Source organism: Aquibacillus rhizosphaerae, from assembly GCF_030282825.1.
GTDB lineage: Bacteria > Bacillota > Bacilli > Bacillales > Amphibacillaceae > Aquibacillus_C > Aquibacillus_C rhizosphaerae.
Window position 1 is genome coordinate 132,915 of sequence record NZ_JASTZU010000001.1, and the last position, 18,656, is coordinate 151,570.

18 protein-coding genes are annotated in these 18,656 nt (G+C 35.8%); all 18 read left to right on the forward strand.

What is annotated here, in order from left to right; translation table 11 throughout:
- The first annotated feature begins 5 nt into the window (after positions 1-5).
- The gene (gene rfbA, locus QQS35_RS00555) at positions 6-884 is read left to right on the forward strand and encodes a glucose-1-phosphate thymidylyltransferase RfbA (protein WP_285929733.1); all 879 of its coding nucleotides are present in this window, start codon (positions 6-8) and stop codon (positions 882-884) included.
- 10 nt (positions 885-894) lie between these two features.
- Complete coding sequence (gene rfbC / locus QQS35_RS00560; protein WP_285929734.1) at positions 895-1,455, forward strand: dTDP-4-dehydrorhamnose 3,5-epimerase; 561 nt, start codon at positions 895-897, stop codon at positions 1,453-1,455.
- Positions 1,456-1,459: 4 nt separating this feature from the next.
- On the forward strand, positions 1,460-2,314 hold the full coding sequence (gene rfbD / locus QQS35_RS00565) for a dTDP-4-dehydrorhamnose reductase (protein WP_285929735.1): 855 nt from the start codon (positions 1,460-1,462) through the stop codon (positions 2,312-2,314).
- Positions 2,315-2,316: 2 nt separating this feature from the next.
- The gene (rfbB, locus tag QQS35_RS00570; protein ID WP_285929736.1) at positions 2,317-3,342 is read left to right on the forward strand and encodes a dTDP-glucose 4,6-dehydratase; all 1,026 of its coding nucleotides are present in this window, start codon (positions 2,317-2,319) and stop codon (positions 3,340-3,342) included.
- Positions 3,343-3,589: 247 nt separating this feature from the next.
- Positions 3,590-3,820, forward strand: coding sequence for a hypothetical protein (locus tag QQS35_RS00575; protein WP_285929737.1), 231 nt, complete (start codon positions 3,590-3,592; stop codon positions 3,818-3,820).
- 511 nt (positions 3,821-4,331) lie between these two features.
- Positions 4,332-5,450 carry a nucleotidyltransferase domain-containing protein gene (locus QQS35_RS00580; RefSeq protein WP_285929738.1) on the forward strand — a complete coding sequence of 373 codons (1,119 nt, stop codon included), beginning with the start codon at positions 4,332-4,334 and terminating at the stop codon, positions 5,448-5,450.
- 306 nt (positions 5,451-5,756) lie between these two features.
- Positions 5,757-6,524 carry a tyrosine-protein phosphatase gene (locus QQS35_RS00585; protein WP_285929740.1) on the forward strand — a complete coding sequence of 256 codons (768 nt, stop codon included), beginning with the start codon at positions 5,757-5,759 and terminating at the stop codon, positions 6,522-6,524.
- Positions 6,525-6,787: 263 nt separating this feature from the next.
- Positions 6,788-7,279: a lasso peptide biosynthesis B2 protein gene (locus QQS35_RS00590; protein ID WP_285929741.1), complete on the forward strand. Its 492-nt coding sequence runs from the start codon at positions 6,788-6,790 to the stop codon at positions 7,277-7,279.
- Positions 7,280-7,318: 39 nt separating this feature from the next.
- On the forward strand, positions 7,319-9,268 hold the full coding sequence (locus tag QQS35_RS00595; protein ID WP_285929743.1) for an asparagine synthase-related protein: 1,950 nt from the start codon (positions 7,319-7,321) through the stop codon (positions 9,266-9,268).
- The gene (locus tag QQS35_RS00600; RefSeq protein WP_285929744.1) at positions 9,269-9,406 is read left to right on the forward strand and encodes a paeninodin family lasso peptide; all 138 of its coding nucleotides are present in this window, start codon (positions 9,269-9,271) and stop codon (positions 9,404-9,406) included.
- Positions 9,407-9,509: 103 nt separating this feature from the next.
- Positions 9,510-10,442 carry a phosphoenolpyruvate carboxykinase (ATP) gene (locus QQS35_RS00605; RefSeq protein WP_285929745.1) on the forward strand — a complete coding sequence of 311 codons (933 nt, stop codon included), beginning with the start codon at positions 9,510-9,512 and terminating at the stop codon, positions 10,440-10,442.
- The gene (locus tag QQS35_RS00610) at positions 10,435-10,725 is read left to right on the forward strand and encodes a lasso peptide biosynthesis PqqD family chaperone (RefSeq protein WP_285929746.1); all 291 of its coding nucleotides are present in this window, start codon (positions 10,435-10,437) and stop codon (positions 10,723-10,725) included. Before QQS35_RS00605 ends, QQS35_RS00610 begins: the two co-directional genes overlap by 8 nt.
- A 31-nt stretch (positions 10,726-10,756) precedes the next feature.
- Positions 10,757-12,550: an ABC transporter ATP-binding protein gene (locus QQS35_RS00615; protein WP_285929748.1), complete on the forward strand. Its 1,794-nt coding sequence runs from the start codon at positions 10,757-10,759 to the stop codon at positions 12,548-12,550.
- A gap of 835 nt (positions 12,551-13,385) precedes the next feature.
- Positions 13,386-14,408, forward strand: a complete 1,023-nt coding sequence (gene rfbB / locus QQS35_RS00620; RefSeq protein ID WP_285929749.1) for a dTDP-glucose 4,6-dehydratase — start codon at positions 13,386-13,388, stop codon at positions 14,406-14,408.
- 755 nt (positions 14,409-15,163) lie between these two features.
- Positions 15,164-15,556 (forward strand): T7SS effector LXG polymorphic toxin, encoded by a 393-nt coding sequence (locus QQS35_RS00625; RefSeq protein WP_285929750.1) that lies wholly within the window; start codon positions 15,164-15,166, stop codon positions 15,554-15,556.
- A gap of 254 nt (positions 15,557-15,810) precedes the next feature.
- The gene (locus tag QQS35_RS00630) at positions 15,811-16,515 is read left to right on the forward strand and encodes a hypothetical protein (protein WP_285929751.1); all 705 of its coding nucleotides are present in this window, start codon (positions 15,811-15,813) and stop codon (positions 16,513-16,515) included.
- Positions 16,516-17,447: 932 nt separating this feature from the next.
- Positions 17,448-17,621: a hypothetical protein gene (locus tag QQS35_RS00635; RefSeq protein ID WP_285929752.1), complete on the forward strand. Its 174-nt coding sequence runs from the start codon at positions 17,448-17,450 to the stop codon at positions 17,619-17,621.
- A gap of 277 nt (positions 17,622-17,898) precedes the next feature.
- Positions 17,899-18,656 (forward strand): T7SS effector LXG polymorphic toxin (locus QQS35_RS00640; protein ID WP_285929753.1); only part of this gene is annotated, 758 nt, incomplete at its 3' end.

Here is an 18,656-nt window from a genome sequence, read left to right on the forward strand (position 1 = left end):
ATGTGATGAAAGGAATAATTTTAGCTGGTGGAAGTGGAACACGTTTATACCCATTAACAATGGTAACTAGTAAACAATTGTTGCCAATTTATGACAAACCAATGATTTACTATCCCTTATCAACCTTAATGTTAGCTGGAATAAAAGATATACTAATTATTTCTACACCCGAAGATACCCCCCGTTTTGAATCATTATTGGGTGATGGTTCACAATTTGGAATCAATCTAAAGTATAAAGTTCAGCCAAGTCCAGACGGTTTAGCACAAGCATTTATTATTGGGGATGAGTTTATAGGAGATGACTCAGTTGCAATGGTTTTAGGGGACAACGTGTATTATGGAAGTGGTCTTAAAAGTATTCTTAAACGAGCGAGTGAGAAAGAACAGGGTGCAACTGTATTTGGTTATCATGTTCCAGATCCTGAAAGATTTGGTGTGGTTGAATTTAATAAAAGTGGTAAGGTTTTAAGTGTTGAAGAGAAACCAGGTATTCCTAAATCGAACTATGCAGTTACTGGACTATACTTCTATGATAACCGTGTAGTGGAAATTGCTAAAAATGTAAAACCTTCTTCACGTGGTGAGTTAGAAATCACATCCATTAATGATGCATATCTTCAACTCGGTGAGTTGGATGTAGAACTTCTGGGAAGGGGCTATACATGGTTAGATACAGGTACACACGAAAGTTTAGTATCGGCTACTAATTTTGTGAAAACAGTTGAGGATCATCAAGGTATTAAAATTTCAGCGCCTGAGGAAATTGCCTATGTTAATGGATGGATAACTAAAGATAAACTAATAGAGTCTGGAGAGTTATTTTCAAAAACAGGTTACGGTCAATATCTATTAAAAGTAGCAAATGGTGACATTAAATACTAGGGGTGAGTGAATGAATATCATAGATACGAAATTAGCTGGTGTAAAAGTCTTGGAGCCAAAGGTGTTCGGTGATCATCGTGGTTGGTTTATGGAGACGTATAGTTCACTACAATTTAAAGAGGCAGGATTAGATATAAACTTTGTGCAAGATAACCAATCTTTTTCTGCAACAAAAGGTACATTAAGAGGTTTGCACTATCAATTAAATCCAAAAGCTCAGACAAAACTAGTTCGTTGTACGCGTGGGGCGATTTTTGATGTTGCGGTTGATATAAGAAAAGAAAGCCCTACATATGGTGAGTGGTATGGTATTGAACTCACTGCAGAAAACAAAAAACAATTGCTCGTTCCTAAAGGATTTGCACACGCGTTTATGACGTTAACGGAAGATGCAGAAGTACAATATAAAGTTGATGAATTTTATGCGCCGGATTGCGACCGTGGTATTATTTGGAATGACCCAGTTATTGGAATTGAATGGCCAATAGAGATTACGCCTGTATTATCTAAGAAGGATGAACAAGCACCAGTATTAAAAAACGCAGACAATAACTTTACAGTTGGGGAGTAATTTGATGAAACTATTAGTTACTGGTTACACTGGTCAACTAGGTCATGATGTTGTACATGAAGGATTAAAATGTGGACTAGACATGCATGGTGTTGGTCAGGATGAACTAGATATCACAGATAAAAATGCTGTTCATGATTATGTTGCCCAACTAAAACCGGATGCAATTATCCATTGTGCTGCGTATACAGCCGTAGATAATGCTGAGGATAATCAAGATGTTTGTTGGGATGTAAATGTAAATGGTACAAAGTACATGATAAATGCAGCAAAAGAAATAAACGCCAAGTTCATGTATATTAGCACCGACTATGTGTTCGAGGGAACGGGTGAGGAACCATTTACAGAAACTGATCCAACGAATCCAGTTGGTTATTACGGTTTGTCAAAGCATGAAGGGGAAAAGGTAGTTCAGGATGTGTTAAATGATTGGTTTATCGTTCGAATATCTTGGGTGTTTGGAATTAATGGAAATAACTTTATTAAAACAATGTTGAAACTAGCGGAAACGCGTGATGAACTAAAGGTTGTTGCCGACCAAGTTGGATCACCAACGTACACTTTTGATTTAGCGAAGTTATTGATTACTATGATTCAGACAGAAAAATATGGTATTTATAATGCGACGAATGAAGGTTATTGTTCTTGGGCTGATTTTGCAAAAGAGATATTTAAACAGAGTAATAAACAAGTAGAGGTACATGCTATACCTACTGAAGAATATCCGACTCGTGCTGTCAGACCCAAGAATTCAAGGATGTCAAAAGACAAGTTAGAACAAAATGGATTTAATCGCTTGCCAAGCTGGCAGGATGCACTAACCCATTATTTAAAGCAGTTAAATGAAGAGGTGAAATAAGTATGGCTAATAAAAAAGTAGTAGTAACAGGTGGAGCAGGGTTTATTGGTGGAAACTATGTCCAATATATGGTGGACAAATATCCAAACTATGATATTTATAATTTAGATGAACTTACTTACGCTGGTGATTTAACAAAACATCAGGAGTTGGAAAAAAAAGAAAACTATCACTTTGTTAAAGCTGATATTGCTGATAGAGATACAATTATGCCTTTGTTTGAGAACGAAAAATTTGATTATGTGGTACATTTTGCAGCGGAAAGCCATGTTGACCGTTCCATCACAGACCCTGAAATATTCATTCGTACAAATGTGCTAGGAACGCAAGTATTACTCGATGCGGCCAAGGCTATTACTGTTAAAAAGTTTGTACATGTGTCAACAGACGAAGTTTACGGCGAGTTAGACTTTGATCCAACGACCTTTTTCACAGAAGACACACCGTTGCAACCTAATAGCCCGTATAGTGCGAGTAAAGCTTCATCCGATTTTCTTGTTCGTGCCTATCACGAGACTTACGGATTACCAGTAAATATTACACGTTGTTCTAACAATTACGGACCATATCATTTTCCTGAAAAATTAATCCCATTAACCATTTCTAGGGTGTTAAATGATGAAAAGGTACCTGTATACGGAGATGGGAAAAACATTCGTGACTGGTTACATGTACAAGATCACTGTTCTGCTATTGACTTAGTCCTTCATGAGGGGGCGAACGGTGAAGTGTATAATGTAGGTGGGCACAATGAGCGTACCAATTTAGAAGTAGTAAAAACAATCATAAAAACTCTTGAAAAATCGGAAGACTTAATTGAATTTGTAACCGATCGTCTCGGCCATGATAAACGATATGCAATTGATCCAACAAAACTTGAAAAGTTAGGGTGGAAACCTACGTATAACTTTGAAACAGGTATCGCACAAACCATTGATTGGTATTTAGAAAATAAATCATGGTGGGAACAAATCATAAGTGGTGAATATAAGGATTACTTTGATAAACAGTATTCAATAAACGGGTAATATAGTTTTATGAAACAGGGTTTAGTGTTTTGTTGCTATCAGGGTAAACATAAAATAGTCCTCATCTGATTAATAGACGTGGACTATTTTATGTTGTAATGAGATTACTTGATTTTTTCTATTGACACGTTTCTGGAAATTTAAAGTAAGGATATTCCTTAACCAATCAAGACAACAATCGGTTATTTGTAATAATAACGAATATATTATATAGTTTAATATGAAAAAAATATTGGATGTGATGAATTTGGTAAATGTAGAACAGTTTGCGGTTAAAGGGAAAATTTTAAAAGAGAAGCACAATTCAAATCCAAACTTGAGGTTCTGGACACAAGATATAATGGATGAAAAAGTCTATATTGCAAAAGATTCACTTAATGATGAAACGTGGTACCGTGTAAGTATTATCAAAAGTGAAGTTGAAGTTTCAGAAATAACTTTAATCAGTAATTTATCTGATTTTGATTTTCATATTTAATTATAAATTGTTGGATGGTTGTTGGTGTAACTGAATATAGATATTTTCAAACACGAATTGTCGATAAGTATGGAGGTAGTAAAAGAAATATCACCAACACCGGATGTCCATCTGTTAATTAGCAGGTACATTTGATAATTAATCGACTTCAATAGATGGATTAGGGTGTAGGCAATTCCTAAATAGTAAGTGGAAATTACATAAATGGCTAACCAATTGTATGATACCTAACAAAGAAATAATTGTTATTTTAATCATTTTAGTATAAGAATTATTTAGAATTTAAAAGTTTTCTTAGTCATGTGTGGAAGTCTATTTCTTTTTTCTTAATAATCTGTTATAATTCGATAAAAATAACGTTCTTTTTAGAGAACGTTATTTTTATCGAATTATTTTTCTGGAAATTTAAAAAATAGGAGGTTGATGAATCATTAACCAGCAGTTAGATACAAGTATATTTTCACATGAGTTACACTTATTATTAGCTATTTTGAAGGTTGATAATGATCCTATGTATTTGGATGAAAATCCTGAACTACTTATGAATGTTAATTGGGATAGATTTCTAGACTTAACAAAACATCATCGTGTGTACCCACTTGTTTATATACAGATGGAAAAAAAAAGTAACAGTCTGATGTTACCAAATTACGTAAAGCAGGAATTAAGAGATCTTTATACTAAAAATATGTTTAAGATGCTCGAATTAACAGCTGAACTAGGCAGAATCTGTCGAGTATTTAATGAAAATAATATCAGATTGCTTGTATTAAAAGGGCCAGTTCTCGCGAATTTCTTATATGGTGATGTTTCAAAACGTACATCAAAGGATTTGGATATATTGATACCCATAAACGATCTGGAAAAGGTGGAAGAGATGCTCTATTCTTTAGGGTATCACCTAGATCGAAATCTTCCAATGATTCTAAATAATTGGAAGAAAAAAATTCATCATCTTTCTTTTATTCACCCCAAAAAATGTATTCAGGTTGAGGTTCATATTCGATTAAGTAGCGAAATGGGAAAGGTGCCTGATTTTGGTGTTTTGTGGAATAGAAAGCAGACTAGTGATTTAGCAGGAAATCCTATTTACTTTCTTGGTAACGAAGATTTATTTTATTACCTTGTTTCACATGGTGCTCGTCACGCCTGGTTTAGGTTAAGATGGCTAGTTGATATCGATAGGGTTATATCTAAAGAGTTTGATTTCAACTACTTATTAGAAACATCAAAAAAATACGGTGCCATGAAAATTAATGGGCAGACCCTTTTACTTTTAACTGAATTTTTTCATGTAAAAGTAAATAGTCAATTTAACGAAGTGATTAGCGACAAAATAATAAATAAGAAACTATCACAAAAATCCATTTACTTTATTGAAAAAGGGTTTATCCCTCATTCTGAAAAAAATACTGCAGACTTTCGAAGGCACTATAACAACTATTTATTTTCTATTAGAACATTTAGACAAAACTTATATACGATTCCAACAAAAATATATCCAAGTTATAAAGATGCAGAAACATTACCACTACCAAAGTTTCTACACTTTCTATACTGCCCCTTACGTCCGTTTCTATGGGCTTACCGGAAGTTTAAAAAGATAAATAAGTCGGTAGTGAAAGATTAGGTTCTACAATCTATAAAAAAACAATAATAAATTCAAATTTGTAAACAGAGGTAAGATTTAAATATGGTTATAACTGTAGATATTAAATAAAGAGCTAAATAGAGATATAAGCGAATTTACCAGTTTACAAATATATAACCTGGAAAACTGTTATTTTTTTAAAAAATAACATCATGACAAAAAACGACAAAACATCCTATTTCTATCTTTGTTTATACTTGTTATACTATCTATATGTTCTTTAAAAAGAACGTATTGTATTATCTTAATGCTTAAATAAGAACTCTTGGATGGGGAGTGATACTTTTGATAGATATCCATAGTCATATTTTGATAGACAATAATGGTGGAGCAAAACACACAACAGAAAGTCTATCAGTTGCACGTAAGGCTCATGAACAAGGAATCGACAAGATTATAGCAACCCCCAACCTAAAAGCAGACAGTCAACGTGGTTCTAAAATAGATCTAGTCAAACAGGTTCATGAATTAAATAAACGGTTAATGGATGAAGGGGTTCCCGTAACCGTATTACCTGGTCAAAAGATGGACATTAACCAAGATATACTAGCTTTATTAAATAAAGGTTACGTACTTCCATTAAACGCAACTAGCGATTTCATTTTTATTGAGCTACCAACAGATCATATGCCTGTCCATTTAAGAAACTTGTTATTTGATATTCAAGTACATGGGTATCAAATAATTATAAGCCAACCAGAAACGAATCGATTGTTTATGGAAAACTCCGATTTACTATATGAAATGGTTAAAAATGGTGCGTTTATACAAATATCAGCGTCTAGCATAGTTGGAAAAAACGGACGAAAAGTACAAAAGTTCACCCAACAATTAATCGAAGCAAATCTGGTTCATTTTGTCGCATCAAGTGCAACCGAAAATAGTGGGGTGTATCTCGAAGAGGCATATGCAAAGCTTGAAAAGCAGTTTGGGTTGGAAAAGGTATATTCCTTTATAGAGAATACGCAAGCAATAATAGATAATGCCTCGATTTTTATAGAAGAGCCTTTTCGAATACAAAAGCGTAAAAGTGTCCTAGGTTTATTAAAATAACGAAAAAAAAAGATAGATACTAAATCATGCAGCAGTTTAGCATGAATTTTTATTAAACAAAACGTTCTTAATTAAGAACTAAATAAATTAAATTTAACGGTGACGTTTTCTTACCTCTATCAATGAAAACACTCGGTCATACTGTGGGTTTAAGTATCTAATAACCTTAGCGCATGTCGTCGGTAGTATGGTGTGAGGATGGGTTAGATGCCCAGGGGATAATCAGCACTATATCAAAAGATAATCAAAGGGGATAGGTAATTGTGAACAAAGTAAAAAAGTTTCTATCCTTGCCTTTAAATAGAAAAATATTATTTCTAGAAGCCTTTTTCAATCTCGGATGGGCTCGAATCTTAAAAGGCTTGCCTTTTACCAATGTAGCTAAAGGGTTAGGAGTACAAGCGGTGGAGACTCCTAACGATGCGTATAGCAACCCATCTATGATTAGACATATATCAACGACAATAAACATCATGAGTAAATATACAGTATGGGAAAGTGCATGCCTAGTCCAAGCAATTGCAGCAATGAGAATGCTGAAGCGTAGAGGGATTGAAAGTACACTTTACCTAGGTACAGCAAGAGATGAGAATCATAAAATGATTGCTCATGCATGGGTAAGAAGTGGTCCTTTTTATGTAACCGGAGCAGCAGAAAGGCATCGTTTTACTGTTGTCCAAACCTTTGCTAGTTCTGTGAATAAAGCTCAAGAAGAACAAAAGAAAAAAGTATTACTAAATCAATCAAATGATTAAAGTTTAATGTGAATATACTAGATAATGAGGGATTGTTATATGAGTGCAATAGCTGGCATTTTACATGGGGATAAACAACCTGTTACACCGGAACAAATAACGAACATGATGGACGCATTTAGCAAGTTCCCGGCCGATGATATTCGTGTTTGGCATCAAAGTAACTTGTACCTAGGTTGTCATGCCCAGTGGATCACACCTGAATCTGTTGGTGAGCCAGTACCATACTATGACAGCGAAAGAGACTTAGCCATTACAGCTGATGCTATCATCGATAACCGACAGGAATTGTTTGAGATGTTACAGGTTGATAAAGAAAAAAGACTCCTAATGCCTGATAGTGTATTACTACTCCTTGCTTACATTAAATGGGGAGAAAATACACCGGAACATGTCATCGGTGATTTTGCATTCATGATTTGGGATGGAAAGAAACAAAAACTTTTTGGTGCAAGAGATTTCTCAGGAGCAAGAACCTTGTATTACTGTCATCAAAACCAAAGTTTTGCTTTTAGCACAACGATTGAACCTCTACTAACTCTACCCTTTATGAAAAAACATCTAAATGAAGAATGGCTTGCTCAATTTCTAGCAATTACCGCCGTCACGCATACCTTAGATTCAGCACTTACACCTTACCGAAATATATATGAAATTCCGCCTTCTCATCGTATTTCAGTTGTGGGTCAAAAGGTGACGATAAATAGATATAACACATTAACAAATAAAGAAAAATTGCACTATAAATCGAATCATGACTATATCGATGCATTTCAGGAGATCTTTCAACAGGCAGTGGATGCAAGACTCAGAACGCATCGGGGAGTGGGAGCGCAATTAAGTGGTGGCCTAGATTCTGGATCGGTTACTAGTTTTGCTGCGGGGACATTAAAAGAACAAGGGAAACCATTACATACGTTTAGCTATATTCCACCGAAAGATTTTGAAGATTTTACACCAGGATATTTAATTGCTGATGAACGACCGTATATTCAGGAAACAGTCAACCATATTGGACATATAACCGATCATTACTGTGATTTTAATGAAAGTAGTCCTTATTCTGTGATGGACGAACTCTTACATGACATGGAGATGCCTTATAAGTTTTTTGAGAACTCCTTTTGGCTTGCAAAGATGTTTGAGGAAGCGCAAGCGAAAGATATCGGGATTTTATTGAGTGGTGATCGAGGAAATTTAACTATCTCTTGGGGAAATGCATTGGACTATTATACAAAGCTTTGCAAAAACATGCGTTGGATAAAGTTAGTTCAGGAAGTACATCAACATACACTACATCTTGGTGGTTCTCGACTAAAGAAATTAAAAATGATTAGAAAACATGCTTTTCCGAGTAGTAAGAGTGCGGAAGCCCCAGCTGATTATATCCTGCCACAAGTTATTAATTCACAATTTGCAACGCAAACGGATGTGTTTACGAAATTGCAAGATTACGGATTTGATGACACAGGCTGGTATGGAGCTGATCAACAGGATTTAAGGCTAAAACACTTCGAGGATGTGTGTCATTGGATTCCCACCAATACAGTCTCAACAAAGCTATCACTACGACATAACGTGTGGAAACGCGATCCGACAAATGATCTTCGTGTTATTCGATTTTGTCTATCCTTACCTGATAATCAATTTGTTCAAGATGGCTATGACCGAGCATTGATTCGTAGGGCAACAGAAGGTTATTTGCCAGATAAAGTTCGTCTTAATCAGCGAATACGAGGGGTACAAGGTGCAGACTGGGTTCATCGAATGGCACCTTCATGGCAACTGTTTGTAGAAGAAGCGGAACAGCTTAGCAAGGATGATGACGTGCTCCAGTTTATCAATAAGCAGGCAATAAACGATGCATTAAATGTCGTAAAGAATGGACCATGTCTCGATAAGGACAATGATCCCCATTATCGAATTTTAATGCGCAGTTTGATTGTATATAGATTCTTAAAGAAGTTTCATTTAAAGGAGGTGAAGTAAATGAAGACAGAATGGACTAAGCCTCAATTAGAGGTTCTTGATGTGAACCAAACAATGGCAAATGATCAGGTTGGTACTCGTCTAGATGCATCTTGGCAGGCAGGTACTGCATATGATGATTTAACATGGAGCAGCTAATTGGTATTATAGTAATTTGTATGATCAAAGGGGATGTCTAACTTAGATATCCTCTTTGATCATTACTAACATAATTTATTCTAATTCCGTTTGGGGGAGTTTGATGATAGAAACAAGTAAACAAATATACCATGCATTCGGATTAAATATAGCTAGTGATCTTACGTTACCTGAATTACCAGTGATTAATCAGCCTATAGAGGCTATAGATATCATGATTTCACGAAAAGAACTTGATTATGTGGATGACTCTGCTGAATCGGCAAGCCATTTTGTTGTAAATAAAGAAAAAGTTATTTTTCATGTGCCGAATACAGCAGTATTTGTGATTGAAAAGGGTACAACGATTATCGTCTCCCCACTTAATGAAACGAAACAAGATCACATACGGCTTTACCTGCTAGGTACGTGTATGGGTATTCTTTTATTGCAGAGAAGAATACTTCCTTTACATGGAAGTGCGATTGAGATAGACGGAAAAGCTTATGCGATTGTTGGCGATTCAGGGGCTGGGAAATCAACTTTAGCTACTGCATTTTTACAAAGAGGCTATCAATTATTAAGTGATGATGTGATTCCAATTGTATTAACAGCGGATGATAAACCAATTGTGATTCCTTCCTATCCACATCAGAAGCTATGGTCAAACACACTTGATTATTATGGTACGGATAGAAGTAATTTAAAATCCATTTTTGATCGAGAAACTAAATTTGCCGTGCCTGTTACTGATCAATTTTGCACGAAAGCTCTGCCGCTAGGAGGAGTTTTTGAGCTGACTAAAACAACAAATCAAGCAGTTTCCATTCAGTCGGTAGAAAAGCTTCAACAGTTTTATACACTGTTCAGGCATACATATCGAAATTTTCTAATTCAACAGATTGGATTAATGGATTGGCACTTCCAAATGGCAACAAAAATAGCTAGTAATAATGATTTATTTAAGATTGAGCGACCAAGCGATCGTTTTACCGCTGAAACGTTAACTGATCTAATAGTAACGACCATAAAAAAGGAGGCAGCAATACATGAGTAAAGTCGAGGAATTTTCACTTAGTCAACAGGTGAAACAAGCAGAAGGAAATATTGTAAGTGACATGAACGGGGAGAAAGTCATGTTATGTGTGAAGAATGGGAAATATTATAATTTGGGTGTTCTTGGTGGGCAGATTTGGGAAATTATCAAACAACCTGTATCAATTGAAGAAGTAGTTACCAAACTGATAGAGCAATATGATGTAGAACAAAAGCAGTGCGAAGAAGAAACGATTGCTTTTCTCCAACAATTAGTGAAAGAGGGGCTAGTAGAGATAGAATAGGTTGTTAAATCATTAGGATGGGGGTGATTATTTGAAACACGTTATATATTTTTTAAAGCAAATACATGGACATACCGGAAAGATTCTCTATGTGAACATGCTCGCGATGATGGGGATTGGTTTGCTAGATGGTCTCGCGGTGTTATTGCTCATACCGATGATTAGTTTAAGTGGAATTGTCCAGTTAGATGCAGAAGAATTGCCTTTTACAGGAGTCTTTCAGTATTTTGATAGTCTTCCTATTTCGGTAGGATTGATGATTGTTTTAGCCATTTATGTTTGTATCGCTGTCGGACAAAACGTATTGCAACGCCACCTTACGATTCGGAATACGATCATTCAACAAGGTTTTTTACGTTATTTACAAATAAAAACCTACGATTCCTTACTCAAAGCGAATTGGGATTTTTTCATAAAAAAAAGAAAATCGGATCTTATTTATATCCTATCAACTGAAATTGCCCGTACTAACGCAGGAACACAAGCATTTCTAAAATTAATGGCCTCGTTTATTTTTACCGTATTACAGATTGGCCTCGCATTTTGGTTGTCCCCTTCGATTACGTCCTTTGTATTATTGTGTGGGATTATTCTCATTTTCATCAATCGAAAGTTCCTAAAAAGATCGCTCGTATTAGGTGAAAAGAGTGTCGAGCTTGGTAGAAGCTACATGGCTGGTATAACCGATCAAATTAATGGGATGAAGGATATCAAAAGTAATTCTTTAGAAGAGCCTAGAATGGATTGGTATCGCTCAATTACCAAGCAAATGCAAGACCAGCAAGTAGATTTTGTCCGTGTGAAAACTACCTCACAAGCGTATTATAAGATTGCTTCAGCCGTCTTCATCGCAGCATTTATTTTTGTTGCTATTCAAATGTTTGCAGCACAAGCAACACAACTGACTTTGGTTGTCGTTATCTTTTCACGGTTATGGCCAAGAGTTTCTGGGATACAAAGTTCCATGGAAACCATAGCGATGGCGATTCCTTCCCTAAAAATTGTGCAGGCTTTGCAAAAGCAAACAAGTGAGGCAAAAGAATTTGACCAAAGCATGGAACAGCATGTCGAGCCGATTCAAATTCAAGAGGGTATTCAATGCGATAAAGCATCATTCCGCTATGATAAACAAAAGAAAGTCTATGCATTACAGGACATTGATTTATTTATCCCTGCGAATAAAATCACTGCGATTGTCGGTAAATCTGGCGCTGGAAAGAGTACGCTGATTGATTTGCTTATGGGAATTAACCTTCCAGAAACGGGATCCATTACTGTTGATGGTGTACCCCTGACAAAAGAAAGAATTCTAGCACTTCGGAAATCGTTAAGCTACGTTTCTCAAGATCCATTTTTATTTAATACAACGATAAGAGATAACCTATTGATTGTTTCGGCAAATGCGACCGAACAGGAAATAAACAAGGCATTGACGTTTGCTTCTGCATACGACTTTGTACAACAGCTACCAGACGGACTCGATACCGTGATTGGTGATCGAGGTATTAAATTATCTGGTGGGGAACGACAACGGATCGTATTAGCAAGAGCAATTTTACGAAAGCCTTCTGTCCTTGTTTTAGATGAGGCAACAAGCGCACTTGATTCAGAGAATGAAGCAAATATTCAACAGGCAATTGTACACTTAAAAGGCAAGATGACGATGATTGTCATTGCCCATCGCTTATCCACGATTCGTGATGCTGATCAAGTGATTGTGCTAGAGAAAGGTAAGGTAATCCAACAAGGGGCATTTAATCAGTTGTCATCCACAACTGGTGCATTTAGGATGATGTTAGGGAAGCAAGAGCAGATTGGTGGGTAAGTGATTTATATGTAAGAAGACTTTGTAACTACATACCATGCTGGGCGGTTGGCCATCTCCTTTAAGAAAGATGTGGTAGGGAAGACGACATTTGAAGCTTTAAGGCTAATGGATGTTAGGCAAAGTTGAGATATTAGCACCCTGCTGTAGACAAATTAAGAGATTTGTATCTGTGGAAAAATAACTAGTGTGAGAGTTACTATGTTAGAAAATAGTAGCTCTTTTTTAGTTTATTTGTAATGCAGGGTAATAGATATTGTTGAAGTGTATTAGAGTGTTACACTATTATTTTGCATTGACACCTACCAAACCATTTAATTACATAATCCTGCTAATCTAGCTATTTTTAAAAAATTTTTAAGAATGCTTTTTTGCCAAGGGAAAAGTGGATTTGGTATCCTGGTGCTAAATATCATATTACATTGTATTCGGAGGACTTCATTATTTCATGATGAAGAGGACCGTTTGGAATATTTCTAGCTTGGAAGAGACAATGATAGTCACATTGTTTATTCTCCATATGTATCTACTCATGACTAGCCATATTCATCTTCAATTGAAACCTTTGATCATTCTACTGGTAACATTATTAAATTGTTCATTCCTAATATGCAACATACTTTAATCAAAAACACCATTATTCCGGTTATGTTTTTAGAGCCACTGGTGCTTGTCACCACTCGAAAATTGGCAGATTTTTTGAGAACTATTACAATTGTTATAGTATAATTATGGTTCAATGAGTCAGGGGACAATTAGAAATGGCAGGAATAGCAGAATCTTTTGCTATTGCTATATCTAAATTACAATCAGGGATGCAATGAGGTGAACTAGCATGTCAAAGAAGAAATTGCTCGTAACTGGTGGAGCAGGTTTTATTGGCGGGAATTTCGTTCAATATATGGTGGATAAGTATCCGGATTATGCGATTTATAATTTTGATTTGTTAACCTATGCTGGGGAACTAACTAAGCATAAGGGGATAGAAGAAAAGAATAACTATCATTTTGTGAAAGGTGATATCGCTGATCGAGAAGCTATTATGCCTTTATTTGAGAAAGAAAAGTTTGATTATGTTGTCCACTTTGCTGCTGAAAGTCATGTTGATCGTTCGATCACGTCCCCAGAGGTATTCATTCGTACCAACGTGTTGGGTACACAGGTGTTATTGGATGCAGCGAAATCGGTTAATGTCAGCAATTTTGTTCATGTATCAACGAATGAAGTATATGGTGAATTAGATTTTGATTCAACTGCCTTCTTCACCGAAGATACGCCGCTTCAGCCTAATAGTCCTTATAGTGCAAGTAAAGCATCTTCGGATTTACTCGTTCGCGCTTACCATGAAACGTATGGATTACCTGTCAATATTACCCGTTGTTCCAACAACTATGGACCATATCAATTTCCAGAAAAATTAATGCCATTAACGATTTCTAGAGTAATGAATGATGAAAAGGTCCCTATATATGGCGACGGAAAAAATATTCGGGATTGGTTACATGTGCAAGACCATTGTTCGGCGATTGATCTCGTCCTTCATGAAGGTGCTAGTGGAGAAGTGTATAACGTTGGTGGGCATAATGAAAAGACGAACTTAGAGGTAGTTAAGACCATTATCAACAGACTAAAAAAATCAGAAAATCTAATTGAATTTGTTACTGATCGATTAGGGCATGATAAGCGTTATGCGATTGACCCCATGAAATTAGAAAAGCTTGGCTGGGCACCAACCTATACCTTTGAAACCGGTATGACACAAACCATAGATTGGTATTTAGATAATAAGAAGTGGTGGGAACAAATTATTAGTGGTGAATATAAAAGATATTTTGATAAACAGTATTCGATAGAATAGAACTTGTTATATTGATGGTTGCTTATAAATTCCATCATCCTTGATATTATTTATACTGTTCATTGATATATTTACTGTTGAATGAAAGTCCTACATTTATTATCTTTACAAGATGTAGGAGTTTTTTTGTACACTGTAGTCCCAGTCCCATCAATAAAATAGGGGTTTTTTCAATCTTTTTCATGACTATCTGCATTTCCATTTCAATACCTATTTCATGATACAGAATCACTACGTGGCGCACGAAGTAATACGGAAATTATTGAGTTTTTATTCAAGCAGGGAACGATTCTCTTAGGGGAAATCGGTAGTTTTCGAGAAAAAAGGCACAATTCAGCTATCAAAGCTAATTCTGCCTTTTTCTCATTGACTAATGGTAACTACCCAAAAAGTTCTGTTTTTAATTGGTTAGGTGATGTTTCTGGAGTAGCATGTAATGAATTAATATGCTCTTGAACTTCACTGACCTTAATTTCCGGTAAATGATTGTGTGATTTCTGATAATTACGTCACACGTAAAGAATTAATGGTGAGCACAAAGTAATCGTCAACGAATTCCCTTTACAAAAGAGAAAATGTCGTGTTTTATTGTGTGAGTATAATGCATAATGTAAATCTATTTACCTATGTCATCACTAATAATCCACCTAAAAACCCACGTCGTAATTGGATAAAACAGGAAATATGGACTGTACCAATTTCTCAACCGAATCGCTACCATAGGGATAGGAATATTATGGGAATGAGGTGGGGGATTGAAGGTACTAGATTCAAAAGCTTTAGTAGCTACCATGAATGAAAGGCAATCTCATTATCGAGAATTGCGTGGCCAACTGGCTGGGTTAAAACGTGATTTTCAAGGAATGGTTCAGGCAGATGACTTTCAAGGGCAAGGGGCAGAGGCCATCAAAGGCTTTTATCAAGCGCAGGTGGATGTGGTAGAAGCTTGGCTGAGATTAGTGGATCAACAGATTGCTTTTTTCAGAGGAATCAAGGGAACGTTAGAGCAGGAAAAATTAGGAGGAAATACCTTTGTACATACAGCTTTTCTTGAGGAAGATGTTCAACAAGGGGAACGGCAAGCAGATGGTCTAGTCACGGCACAACGGAATGATTTAGAAGCGATTTTTCGAGGGATGCAGTTATAAAAGTGCCAAAACCTTTGATACCATCAGGAAAGCAGAATTAGGTATCTATGGATTGGTGTCAAGCAATGGGTTTTTGGAAAACATAACGTTCAATACGTATATCTATTAATTTAGTGATAAAGGTCTAATGTCACTAGTAGGAAACGGCACTACTTTGCTAATTGGCATTCTTGAATTCGGTAACCAAGCATTGTAGATATAAAAATTGAAATAATTTTGTTTCAATTTTAAATTAAATACGAGGATGTGTGTTTGTGAAGAAATTTATGTTATTGATAATTAGTTTTACTATTTTTATGCTATTAGTTGCGTGCAACACAGAAACAAATCAAAAAAATGAAAAGAGTGAAAATGGAGAAAGCACAAATGTAATCGAAAATACAGACGATATTAAAGGTATTTCTTTTGATATTGATACGCCAACATTCATACATAAAAGAGATTTTCATGAGAAAGGATTGAATGTAACTGTTCATTCAGCCGGCTATGTAGACGGGAGAATAGATGGTATCTTTGAATACTCCAGTTTAGCAGTAAGTTCAGCAACAGGTCATTATATGTTTGATGTCGAATTAGAAAATTCAAGCAACGAAGAAGTATACTTTGGTGGTTTCACTCTTTATGAACAGGAAATGAATCCCGAGGATGATTTAGATGGATGGATACGCTCAACAGATGTTTATAGAAGTATCGCTTCTGATTACGCTTCCGATAAAGACATTAAAGAATTTTTCAATAAATACAAAATAAATGTTCAAAATTATTATGAACAAGGGATTAGCGTTCAACCAGGAGAAACAATTAGAGGCATGTGGTCCGTCACAAGCAAAACAGGATTTAATGATTCAATGGAAACAATCTATGTTTACCCTAATGATTTTCCTGATGATATATTAAGATTCAAATTGACACCTACTGATAATGAATGGAACTTTTCTGATATTGATTATAAAGATTAAATGTTAATTATAAGAGAATTTTTAAAAAACAAATTAGGGAGTTTAATCCTTAAGTTGTTTTTTCGTGATATCTGGGGTCAACCCTCTCCCGTGGACAATTTGAGTGATTTGGTGAAATGAACGAGTGCATGAAAAATTAATTTGCCTTCAGAGCGAACTGAGTGATAATCACTTTTCTAGGATGGGAAAATTCAGATGGAACAGTGGTGGATAATATGAATAAAGTTTTGAACAAAGTAATTAATCTAGAAAAAGCTTCATGAAACACTAGAAAGAGATGCAACGAATGATGATATTGTCATTGATGCTACTATCCAACGCTTTGAATTCACCTACGAACTTTCGTGAAAAATTTTGAAAGCCTATTTAGAGTATAACGGACTTCTCTAAGTATCCAGTCTAAGAAGAACAATAAAGGAAGCTTTTAAAGAAAGAATAATAACAAATGGCGATAACTGGCTTAAGATGTTTGTAAATCGAAATAGAACTTTACATACATAGGAAGAGACAACTGCCTGGGAAATTTACAGAAACATAAAAAGCATATATATTAAGTTTTTCGATGAGTTGTTAATAGAAATGAAAAGGAGAGTATGAACATCTCCTGTTGATTGGCAGTTCCTGTCACCACACGCTTTAATCAGGGATATTGGGGTCAGTCCCCGTCTGTGGACAAATTGAGAATTTATCTCTGTCGGAAGAACAGTTAATTTGTGAGTTACTAAGGTAGAAAATAGTAGCTAACTTTTTAATTTATTTGTAAAATTTTCAGGATAAAAGATATTATTGAAGAATATTATTATTTAAAGTATTTCGCTACTCTTTCTGCTCAGCTAAATCCTCAACCAATTTTCAGTCAATACAATCAATCCCTATAATAAAATGATTCTGCCAATCTAATTCTATTTTATAATTTGCAAGGAGGTCTTTTTTTGCCAAGGAAAAAGCGGATATGGTATCCGGGTGCGAAGTATCATATAACAAGCCGGGGCATTCGAAGGACTTCATTACTTCATGATGAAGAGGACCGTTTGGAGTATTTTCAGCTTGGAAGAGACAATCATAGTCAAACTGTTTATTCTCCATACGTATCGCCTCATGACTAACCATATTCATCTTCAAATTGAAATCTTTTATCATTCTACTGGCTATTAATGGTGAGGACAAAGTAAGCGTCAACGAATGCCCTTTACATAAGAGAAAATGTGGTGTTTTATTGTGTGAGTATAATGCATAATGTAAATCTATTTACCTATGTCATCACTAATATTCCATCTAAAAACTCACGTCTTAATTGGATAAAACAGGAAATATGGACTGTACCAATTCCTTAACCGAATCGCTACCATAAAGGTAGGAATATTATGGGAATGAGGTGGAGGATTGAAGGTACTAGATTCAAAAGCTTTAGTAGCTACCATGAATGAAAGGCAATCTCATTATCGAGTATTGCGTGGGCAACTGGATGGGTTAAAACGTGACTTTCAAGGAATGATTTATGCAGGTGATTTTCAGGGGCAAGGCGCTGATGCCATTAAGGGCTTTTATCAAGCACAGGTGGATGTGGTAGAAGCGTGGCTCAGATTAGTAGATCAACAAATTGCTTTTTTAAGAGGAATCAAGGGAACATTAGAGCAGGAAAAATTAGGCGGAAATACCGTTGTACATACAGCCTTTCTTGAGGAAGATATCCAACAAGGGGAACGTCAAGCGGATGATTTAGTCACAGCACAACGGAATGATTTAGAAGCGATTTTTCGTGGGATTGATGATATCATATCGTTAGATGTATTCTCGCAAAATAGTTTTGATGAAAATATGGCGAAAGCCCACCGAAAGCGACGGGACACAGTGGAAGCGGTGGAAAAGGTCGATGCATGGTTGACGGAAGAATATCAACAATCAGAATATGCAGAAGGTTATGTAGTTGCATTATTTCGCGCCTTATTAGATGCAACCCAACAAGGAAATACGATTCAACCAATTCATTTTGATCAAAAGGCCTATCACGCCAGTGACGTGTATCAGGTACAAGATGAAGCAAAGCAACAAACCGCAGATTATTTAACGTTTAAAAAGCAAGAAGCGAACGCCCGAGAAATTGAAAAACGTCCGTGGTATGAAGACGTATGGGTAGGTAC